The following is an 8,932-nucleotide window of genomic DNA, read 5'->3' as shown; positions in this document are numbered from 1 at the left end:
GGCCGCGAACCAGCTGATCGTCGCCGGGAACATCCAGCTCGTCGCCGAGGCGCTGGTCTTCCTGGAGGCGCACGGCGTCGACACCGAGTCCGCGCTCGCGGTCCTCGGCGGCGGGCTCGCCGGCAGCGCCGTCCTCGACCGCAAGGGCGCGACGATGCGCGCCCGCACGTTCGCGCCGGGCTTCCGGATCGACCTGCACCACAAGGACCTCGGCATCGTCACCGCCGCCGCCCGCGCGGCCGGCGTCGCGATCCCGCTGGGTGCGCACGTCGCCCAGCTCGTCGGGTCGCTGCGCGCGCAAGGCCGCGGCGGGCTCGACCACAGCGCCCTGCTGATGCAGGTCGACCAGCTGTCCGGGAAGGGACCCACGACATGACCCGCATGCGCGCCGTCGACGCCGCCGTCGCCATCCTCAGGGCCGAGGGGGTGACCCACGTCTTCGGCCTGCCCGGCGCCGCGATCAACCCGTTCTACGACGCGATGCGCCGCGACGGCGGCCTGCAGCACGTCCTCGCCCGGCACGTCGAGGGCGCCTCACACATGGCCGAGGGGTACACGCGCACGGCGCCGGGCAACATCGGCGTCTGCGTCGGCACCTCCGGCCCCGCGGGCACGGACATGATCACCGGGCTGTACTCCGCGATGGCCGACTCGATCCCGATCCTCGCCGTCACCGGGCAGGCCCCGGTCGCGAAGCTGCACAAGGAGGACTTCCAGGCGGTCGACATCGCCGCGATCGCCGCCCCCGTCACCAAGCTGGCGATGACCGTCCGCGAACCCGCGCAGGTGCCCGGGGCGCTGGCGCAGGCCTTCCACCTCATGCGCTCCGGGCGCCCCGGGCCGGTCCTGCTCGACCTGCCGATCGACGTCCAGCAGGCCGAGATCGAGTTCGACGCGGAGACCTACGCGCCGCTGCCGATCCACCGCCCGGCTGCGACCCGGGCCCAGGTGGAGAAGGTGCTCGACCTGCTCGCCGGGGCCGAGCGCCCGGTGATCGTCGCGGGCGGCGGGATCGTCAACGCCGACGCCTGCGCCGAGCTGGTCGAGCTCGCCGAGCTGCTCGACGTCCCGGTCAGCCCGACGCTCATGGGCTGGGGCGCCATCCCCGACGACCACCCGCTCATGGCGGGCATGGCCGGCCTGCAGACCGCGCACCGCTACGGCAACGCGACCCTGCTGGCGTCGGACCTTGTGCTGGGCATCGGCAACCGATGGGCCAACCGGCACACCGGGGGCCTGGAGGTCTACCGGCGGGGGCGGACCTTCGTGCACGTCGACGTCGAGCCCACGCAGATCGGCCGGGTGTTCGCGCCGGACTACGGCGTGGCCTCCGACGCGGGCGCGTTCCTCCGCCGGATGCTCGAGGCGGCGCGCGAGCGCGCGCTGCCCGGCCGCGCGGAGTGGGTGCGGGACTGTGTGCAGCGCAAGGGGTCGATGCAGCGCCGGACGCACTTCGACGACATCCCGATCAAGCCGCACCGGGTCTACGAGGAGATGAACCGGGTGTTCGGGCCGGACACCCGTTACATCAGCACGATCGGGCTCTCGCAGATCGCCGGCGCGCAGTTCCTGCACGTCCAGCGGCCCCGGCACTGGATCAACTGCGGGCAGGCCGGGCCGCTCGGTTGGACCGTCCCCGCCGCGCTCGGTGTGCGGGTCGCGGACCCCGACGCGACGGTCGTCGCGCTGTCCGGCGACTACGACTTCCAGTTCATGATCGAGGAGCTGGCGGTCGGGGCGCAGTTCAACCTGCCGTACATCCACGTCGTCGTGAACAACTCCTACCTGGGGCTGATCCGGCAGGCGCAGCGCGGGTTCGACATGGACTACTGCGTGCAGCTCGGCTTCGACAACATCAACTCACCGGAGCTGGGCAAGTACGGCGTCGACCACGTCAAGGTCGCGGAGGGGCTGGGCTGCACCGCCCTGCGCGTCACCGATCCGCGGGACCTGCCGGGGGCCTTCGCGCGGGCGAAGGAGCTCGTCCGGCTGCACCGGGTCCCGGTCGTCGTCGAGGTGGTGCTGGAGCGGGTCACGAACATCGCGATGGGCCAGGAGATCGACGCGGTCACGGAGTTCGAGGAGCTCGCCACGACCGCCGAGGACGCCCCGACCGCCACGATCCCGATCGGAGCAGGCTCGGTCCGATGAGCGGCCACGTGCTGGTCGCGCCCGACAAGTTCAAGGGCTCGCTCACGGCGCCCGAGGTCGCGGCCCACCTGGCCGCCGGCCTGCGGGAAGCAGGCCACCGGGCCGTCGAGCTGCCGGTGGCCGACGGCGGCGAGGGCACCCTCGACGCGGCCCTGGCCGCCGGGTTCCGACGCCGCCCGGTCACGGTGACCGGGCCGACCGGGAAGCCGGTCGACGCCGCCATCGCGCTCCGCGACGGCACGGCGGTGGTCGAGCTGGCGGCGGCGTCGGGCCTGGCACAGCTGCCAGACGGCCCGGAACCGATGCGGGCGAGCAGCCGCGGGACCGGCGAGCTCGTGGCGGCCGCGCTCGACGCGGGGGCCCGCCGGATCGTGCTCGGCGTCGGTGGCAGCGCCGGCACGGACGGCGGGTCCGGCCTGCTGAGCGCGCTCGGCGCGCGGATCACCGACGCCTCGGGCCACGAGCTGCCCGACGGCGGCGCGGCCCTGGCCCGGGCGGACGCGGTGGACCTCGGCGGCCTGGACCCACGGCTCGGCGACGTCGGGATCGTGCTGGCCTCCGACGTGGACAACCCGCTGCTCGGCCCGGCCGGGGCCGCGGCCGTCTACGGCCCGCAGAAGGGGGCGACGCCCGAGGGTGTCGCCCTGCTCGACGCCGCACTGGCCCGATTCGCCGGGCTCGTCGCACCGGACGGTGCCACCCTGCCCGGTGCGGGAGCGGCGGGCGGCGTCGGCTTCGCCGCGCTCGCGGTCCTCGGGGCGCGACGCCGCCGGGGGGTCGAGGTGGTCCTTGAGCTGACCGGCTTCGCGGAGCAGCTGCCCGGCGCCGCGCTCGTCGTGACGGGGGAGGGGGCGCTCGACGCGCAGACCCTGCACGGCAAGGCGCCCGCGGGGGTGTCCGCCGCGGCGCGGGAGTCAGGCGTACCGGTGGTGGCGGTGTGCGGCCGGTGCGAGCTCGGCCCGGCCGAGCTGGCGGGCGCCGGGATCCGGGAGGTGCACGCCCTCGTCGACCGGGAACCCGATCCCGCACGGTGCCTCAGAGAGGCGGGCCGGCTCCTGCGGGAGGTCGGGCGGTCCCTGCTCTGATCGAGCCGACCAGGCGTCAGTGTGCCCGGGTCTGCGGCCCGCCGGTTTCACCCCCCGCCGGGTTGCCGGTCGGGCTCCAGATCGTCGGCCGCCGCCTCGACGACGCCGTCGTGCTCCGCGCCTCCGCAGCGTTCGAGGCCGCCGCGCCGTGGGCCGACCGGTGGCCGCCGTTGCTCGACGAGATGGGGTTGTGAGTACGGGTAGGTGCCAGGAACCGGGGGGCGCACCCCGCCCGATTCGGGTGTTCGCCCCATCGTCCGGTGGCGTCGGCGGCTGCATTCTTATCCCCGAAGGCCTCGCCCGCTGATCTGCGGCGCCGTCGGTCTTCAACCCCACTCGGCAAGCCCTGAGACCTTGAGGAGATCACGATGAGCAAGCGCAAATGGAAGCAGTGTCTGGCGCTGATCGTCCCCGTCATCGCGGCCACTGCAGTGCCGCTTCTCGTCGCCCCGTCCGCCTCAGCGGCGGAGAAGAGCCCGCAGAGCGGCAACGTGACCTTCGAGGTCACCGGATCCGGCACCGCGATCACCATCGACACCGACCCTGCCGGTCCTCCCGGGCAGGAAAGGCTGTACGACGTGTCCTTGCCGTGGCGCGGGGAGTTCACCGTGCCGGCGGGTGTCGACATGCTCCAGGTGGTCGCCGTCGGTGGCGACAACCCCGGCTGCCGGATCGTTCTGGACGGCAGGGTCGTTGCTGAGCAGCCGCCCGGTGGTTCGGCTCACTGCATCTACGACGCCACCGCTGGCGGGCGGTGACGCCCAGCGCGGGGCGAGCAGGGCCGCCCGTGATCGCGACACGGGCGGCCTGGCATCGAGGCGTCAGTGCCCGCGGAACGCCTCCAACAGCCACCAGGCCGCCTCGTCCGTGCGGACCTTCGCGTCGACGAGCATCGGCCGGTCGCGCGGCCCGTCCAGCCACTTGCGGACAGCGTCGAGGTCGTCCTCGGACCGGACGGTCGCCGCCGCGCAGCCGTACCCCTGCGCGACCGCGGCGAGGTCGGCGTCCGGGAAGCGGACGGTGCCGTGGTCGGCGCCCTCGAAGTGGTGGAACTCGGCGCCGTAGCCGGCGTCGTCGTAGACCACGACGAGCAGGCCTATGCCGAGACGCACCGCGGTCTCCAGCTCCGAGATGCCCATGAGGAACCCGCCGTCACCCGCCGCGGCGACGGTCAGCCGGTCCGGGCGGGCGATCGCGGCGCCCAGCGCGGTGGCCAGCCCGAGCCCGATCGACTGGAAGCCCTGCGTGAAGCAGAACCCCGCCGCGTCGGGCACGGCCAGGTAGGCGCTGGGGTAGCCCATGAAGTTGCCGGAGTCGACGGCCACCGTGCGCTCGGCGGGCAGCAGGGCGTCGAGGGCGGTGGAGAGCGTCCGGGGGTCGATGTGGTCGGGGTCGGCGGCCTGGGCGGGCACCGGGATCTGCGTCCACCGGCCCTCGGCCGCGATGCGCTCACCGATCGCGGCGGTCCGGTAGCCCGGGCCACCCGTGACGGCACCGGCGACGTCGTGCGCGGTCCCGGCCACGTCACCGAGCACTCCGAGGTCGACGGGTCGCTGTGCGCCGATGGCCGAGGGCGTGTCGTCGACCTGGACCACCGTGGCGCCGTCGCCGATGAGGGCGCCGTGGCGGGTGGTCCACATCGTCAGCGACGCGCCCCAGGCCACCACCAGATCGGCCCCGGTGATCAGCTCCGCGGCCAGGTCGGTGGCGAACCCGCCGGAGATGCCGAGGTTCCAGGCATGGCCCGTGAACAGCCCGTTCGCGACGGCGGACGTGGCCAGCAGTGCCCCGCAGGTGTCGGCGAGCGCGGCCAGTTCGGGGCCGGCGTGCCGGGCGCCGCGGCCCGCGATGAACACGGGCCGCTCGGCGCGGTCGATCAGCGCCGCCAGCGCGGCGACCGCGGCGGCGTTCGGCCGGGCCGGGAGCACCTCGACGAACCGGGGCGACGGTGACGGCGCCGTGCAGGGCTGTTCCTGCACGTCGAGGGGCAGGTTCAGCACCACCGTCCGGCGCTGGTTGCGGCACGTGTCGTAGGCGCGCAGCACGTCGGCCACCGCGGACGCGGCCGAGTGCACCCGCTCGGGCACCGCGCCGACCGACGCCACCAGGGCGTCCTGGTCGATGCGGAAGTTGGACCGCACGGCGGCGCCGCCCGTGTCGGCGGCCAGCACGAGCAGCGGGGTGCGGCTCTTGGCGGCCTCGGTGATGCCGGTCAGCGCGTTGGTCAACCCGCAGCCCTGGTGCAGCGAGAGCACCGCGACGTCGCCGGACGTGCGCGCGAAGGCGTCGGCCATGGTGGCTGCGCCGCCCTCGTGGCGCGCGGCGCTGAACGGCACGCCGTGCTCGCGCAGGGCGTTGGTGACGTGGAAGTTGCCGCTCCCCACCACCCCGAACGCGTGCCCGACTCCGAGGCCCGCGAGCAGCGACCCGACGACGCCGGCGACCGTGCCGGTAGTGACGGGACCGCTCACCGCTCGACCAGCGCGAGCACGCGGGCGGGGCTGCCCGAGCCGCCGACGATCGGCAGCGGCGACACGATCAACATCGCGCCCGTGGACGGAAGCGCGTCGAGGTTGCGCAGGCTGGTGAGGCCCCATTTGTTCGCGCCCATGAGGTAGTTGTGGCAGGCGAAGGGCGGATCGAAGCTGTGCGCCGCGCCGGCGTCCGTGCCCACCGTCTCCGTGCCGAAGCCGGTGATCGGCGACTCCTGCGCGAGCCAGCGCGCGCACTCCGGCGAGACGCCGGGGGTGTGCGGGCCGTTCTCGTCGGCGTTCGCGAATGCAACGGCGTCCTCGCCCCGCGAAGACCACCCGGTGCGGTAGAGCAGCCAGCCGCCGTCGGGCAACGGGCCGTTCTCGGCCTCCCAGGCCTTCACGTGGTCGATCTCCAGCAGGAAGTCGGGGTCCTTCTCCACCTCGGCGGTCATGTCGATCACGGCGGCCGCGGCCACCAGCGTGCTCAGGGGGGCCTGCGAGACGTCGAGCCCGTCCTGGCCCGACACCCAGTGCACCGGCGCGTCGAGGTGGGTGCCGGTGTGCTCGCCGGTGTGGATGTCGTTCCAGTACCAGGCCGGGCCGCGGTCGTCGTAGCGGCTGAGCTCCTCGAGCCGGAACCGGCTCGTGTTCGCCAACGGCGGCGGGAGTTCCAGGATCGGCGTCGACTCCTGCAGCGGGGTGGTCAGGTCGACGACCTGCACCGCGCCGGAGCGCGCCGCGTCGAGCACGGTGGAGAGAACGGACATGACGACTCCTCGACGGCTGGGGCGTGGAACGCCATCATGTTCTCCCTCGAGCCGCACCGCGCTCAACCGCCGCCGTCGCGGGCATCGACGAGAGACCACGGGCCGGCCGGCCCCCTCGTCGGGGTGCAGATGTCCCGCGTCCGTCTGCCGTGTCGATCCGCGGCTGCCCCGTTCGACCTTGCGGTGGGAGGGTCGAGCGGCGACCCCCGAGATCGAGGAGATCGACGATGGCGAAGTACATGCTGATCATGCGAGGCACGGACGAGTCCGTGGCAAAGATGATGGAGACGCCCTTCGAGCAGTTGCTCGAGACGGTGGGTCGCTTCAACGAGGAGATGATCCGGGCCGGTGTGCTCGTCGCCGCCGAGGGCCTGGACGACCCGACCCAGGGCGTGGTGGTCGACTTCAGCGGCGAGGCGCCGGTGGTCACCGACGGTCCGTACGGCGAGACGAAGGAGCTGTTCGGCGGCTTCTACGTGATCGAGGCGGCTTCGAAGGAGGAGGCGGTCGAGTGGGCCAACCGGCTGCCGGCGGTTGCCGGTACGAAGTGCGAGGTCCGCCGCGTGCCGGGCATCGACGAGTTCCCGCAGGACAACGAGTGGATCACCAAGGAGCGGGCGTGGCGGGAGCGGACCGGCCAGCTCTGATGCCCGCGGCCCCCGGCGGCCCGCCGAGCACCGAGTCTGCGCGGCGGGCCGTCGAGGCCGTCTGGCGGATCGAGTCCGCACGGATCGTCGGTGCGCTGGCCCGCTACACCGGGGACTTCGCGCTCGCCGAGGACGTCGCGCAGGAGGCGGTGGCGGAGGCGCTCGTCACCTGGTCGCGAGACGGTGCGCCCGCGAACCCGGTGGGGTGGCTGCTCGCGACCGCGCGGCGGCGCGCCATCGACGGCTTCCGCCGCCGGTCGGCACTCGACGAGCGGTACGCCATGCTCGCCGGCCAGCTCGCCGAGGGTGAGGCGAGCTCGGGCGCGGCGGCCCCGCGGGACCGGTCGGACGACCTGCCGTGGGACCCCGACACCGGGTCGACGACGACGTCCTCGCGCTGATGTTCGTGTCCTGTCATCCGGTGCTCTCGCCCGAAGCCCGCGTGGCCCTGACGCTGCGCGCGGTCGGCGGCCTGGCGAGCGAGGAGATCGCCCGGGCGTTCCTCGTGCCCGTGCCGACGGTCCAGGCTCGGATCACGCGGGCCGAGAAGACGATCGCCGCGGCGGGAGTGCCGTTCGAGCTGCCGCCGTCGGAGGAGCGGCGCGAGCGGCTCGGCGGTGTCCTGAGCGTGCTGTACGTGATCTTCACGGAGGGCTCGACGGCGACGACGGGTGACCGCCTGCTGCGCCCCGATCTCGCCTACGAGGCGATCCGGCTGGCCCGGATGCTGGCCGCATTGTCGCCCGAGGAGCCCGAGGAGCCCGAGGTGTACGGGCTGCTCGCCTGTTCGAACTCACGGCCGCGCGCTTTCCCGCACGTACCGGGCCCGATGGCGAGGCGGTGCTCCTGGAGGATCAGGAAAGGCGCCTCTGGGACCGGTCGGCGATCCGTCGCGGTCTGGCCGCGATCGGCCGGGCCTCCGCTGTCGGGCGTGGCCTCGGACCGTACGGACTGCAGGCGGCGATCGCCGCCTGCCACGCGTCGGCGTCCTCGGTGCCGGAGACGGACTGGGAGCGTGTCGTGCTCCTCTACGAGGCGCTCGGACGCGTGGCTCCGTCACCTGTCGTCGAGCTCAACCGGGCCGTCGCCGTCGCGATGGCGAACGGACCACAGCAGGCGCTGTCCATCGTGGACGAGCTGGTCGCCTCCGACCGCCTGTCCGGGTCGTACCTGCTCCCGAGCGTCCGCGGCGAGCTGCTCGTCCGGCTCGGCCGGACCTCGGAGGCACGGGCCGAGCCAGTGTCAGTCGCATCGGCTCGTGCGGCGAGGCGCCGGGGTCGAGGATGTCGGGCACCTCGTTGTTGCTCCACGATGCCGCTACTACCTGGGCAGAACCCGGGAATCGGCGGCTTGTCCTGCCGGGCGACGCCGGTGCGGTGACGGTGACCAGGCTCCGGTCTCGTGTGGACGAACCGGTCCGTTCCTGACGTCGCGGAACAGGACCTCGTCCTGTGGAACCCGGCCGGAGACAGTCATGCCACTGCAGCACATGCAACAACGAGAACGACGAGGTCAGAGGCCGTGAGCCGGGGTGTGCCCACGGGTTCACGCCGAAGGGTCGTCTTACGAGCCGAGAATGATCGAGTCGCCCTCGACCGTGATCCCCCGGGGGGTCAGTGCACGCTTCGCGGGACCCGTCACCACTGCGCCGTCGGTGATCGCGAACCGGCTCCCGTGGCACGGGCACCGGATCGTCCCTTCGGTCACCTCGTTGAGCGTGCACCCGTCGTGGGTGCAGATGGCGTCGAAGGCCTCGAAGCTTCCCGCCGCAGGCCGGGTGACGACGACGTTGTGCTCGGGGAAGACTC

9 protein-coding genes and 1 pseudogene are annotated in these 8,932 nt (G+C 73.5%); 7 read left to right on the top strand and 3 right to left on the bottom strand.

The window, feature by feature from the left end:
- The 5 genes from JWP64_RS03170 to JWP64_RS03150 all read left to right on the top strand — a co-directional run.
- Positions 1-376, top strand: a 376-nt coding sequence (locus JWP64_RS03170) for an NAD-binding protein (protein WP_297492049.1), incomplete at its 5' end; no start/stop codon positions are given.
- A complete protein-coding gene (gene gcl / locus JWP64_RS03165) occupies positions 373-2,151 on the top strand; it encodes a glyoxylate carboligase (RefSeq protein ID WP_297492047.1) in 1,779 nt (592 codons plus the stop codon). The genes JWP64_RS03170 and gcl, both read left to right, overlap by 4 nt.
- Positions 2,148-3,236 carry a glycerate kinase gene (locus JWP64_RS03160; RefSeq protein ID WP_297492045.1) on the top strand — a complete coding sequence of 363 codons (1,089 nt, stop codon included), beginning with the start codon at positions 2,148-2,150 and terminating at the stop codon, positions 3,234-3,236. The genes gcl and JWP64_RS03160 overlap by 4 nt, the downstream gene beginning before the upstream one ends.
- Before the next feature lie 62 nt (positions 3,237-3,298).
- Entirely contained in the window at positions 3,299-3,430 is a 132-nt protein-coding gene (locus JWP64_RS03155) for a hypothetical protein (protein WP_297492043.1), read from the top strand.
- 174 nt (positions 3,431-3,604) lie between these two features.
- Positions 3,605-3,994 carry an MmpS family transport accessory protein gene (locus JWP64_RS03150; RefSeq protein ID WP_297492041.1) on the top strand — a complete coding sequence of 130 codons (390 nt, stop codon included), beginning with the start codon at positions 3,605-3,607 and terminating at the stop codon, positions 3,992-3,994.
- Positions 3,995-4,057: 63 nt separating this feature from the next.
- Here the strand turns inward: JWP64_RS03150 and JWP64_RS03145 are convergent, their stop codons facing one another.
- Together JWP64_RS03145 and JWP64_RS03140 are read right to left on the bottom strand one after the other, a co-directional pair.
- The gene (locus JWP64_RS03145; RefSeq protein WP_297492039.1) at positions 4,058-5,707 is read right to left on the bottom strand and encodes a thiamine pyrophosphate-binding protein; all 1,650 of its coding nucleotides are present in this window, start codon (positions 5,705-5,707) and stop codon (positions 4,058-4,060) included.
- Complete coding sequence (locus JWP64_RS03140; RefSeq protein ID WP_297492037.1) at positions 5,704-6,477, bottom strand: cyclase family protein; 774 nt, start codon at positions 6,475-6,477, stop codon at positions 5,704-5,706. Before JWP64_RS03140 ends, JWP64_RS03145 begins: the two co-directional genes overlap by 4 nt.
- A 227-nt stretch (positions 6,478-6,704) precedes the next feature.
- On the opposite strand from JWP64_RS03140, the gene JWP64_RS03135 reads away from it, so the two are divergent.
- Together JWP64_RS03135 and JWP64_RS03130 are read left to right on the top strand one after the other, a co-directional pair.
- On the top strand, positions 6,705-7,124 hold the full coding sequence (locus tag JWP64_RS03135) for a YciI family protein (protein WP_297492035.1): 420 nt from the start codon (positions 6,705-6,707) through the stop codon (positions 7,122-7,124).
- Positions 7,124-8,360 (top strand): annotated as a pseudogene (locus tag JWP64_RS03130) (DUF6596 domain-containing protein); the annotation flags it as partial. The gene JWP64_RS03135 and the pseudogene JWP64_RS03130, both read left to right, overlap by 1 nt.
- A 327-nt stretch (positions 8,361-8,687) precedes the next feature.
- On the opposite strand, the gene JWP64_RS03125 reads toward JWP64_RS03130, so the two are convergent.
- Positions 8,688-8,932 (bottom strand): Rieske (2Fe-2S) protein (locus tag JWP64_RS03125; protein WP_297492033.1); only part of this gene is annotated, 245 nt, incomplete at its 5' end.

The organism is Pseudonocardia sp. (assembly GCF_025465255.1).
In the GTDB taxonomy this organism is placed as follows: domain Bacteria; phylum Actinomycetota; class Actinomycetes; order Mycobacteriales; family Pseudonocardiaceae; genus Pseudonocardia.
This window is presented reverse-complemented; position numbering and strand designations above follow the sequence as displayed.

Excerpts from the sequence above, each read along its gene's own strand:
- gcl (WP_297492047.1), top strand. The coding sequence starts at position 373 with ATGACCCGCATGCGCGCCGTCGACGCCGCCGTCGCCATCCTCAGGGCC.
- JWP64_RS03160 (WP_297492045.1), top strand. The coding sequence starts at position 2,148 with ATGAGCGGCCACGTGCTGGTCGCGCCCGACAAGTTCAAGGGCTCGCTC.
- JWP64_RS03150 (WP_297492041.1), top strand. The coding sequence starts at position 3,605 with ATGAGCAAGCGCAAATGGAAGCAGTGTCTGGCGCTGATCGTCCCCGTC.
- JWP64_RS03140 (WP_297492037.1), bottom strand. The coding sequence starts at position 6,477 with ATGTCCGTTCTCTCCACCGTGCTCGACGCGGCGCGCTCCGGCGCGGTG.
- JWP64_RS03135 (WP_297492035.1), top strand. The coding sequence starts at position 6,705 with ATGGCGAAGTACATGCTGATCATGCGAGGCACGGACGAGTCCGTGGCA.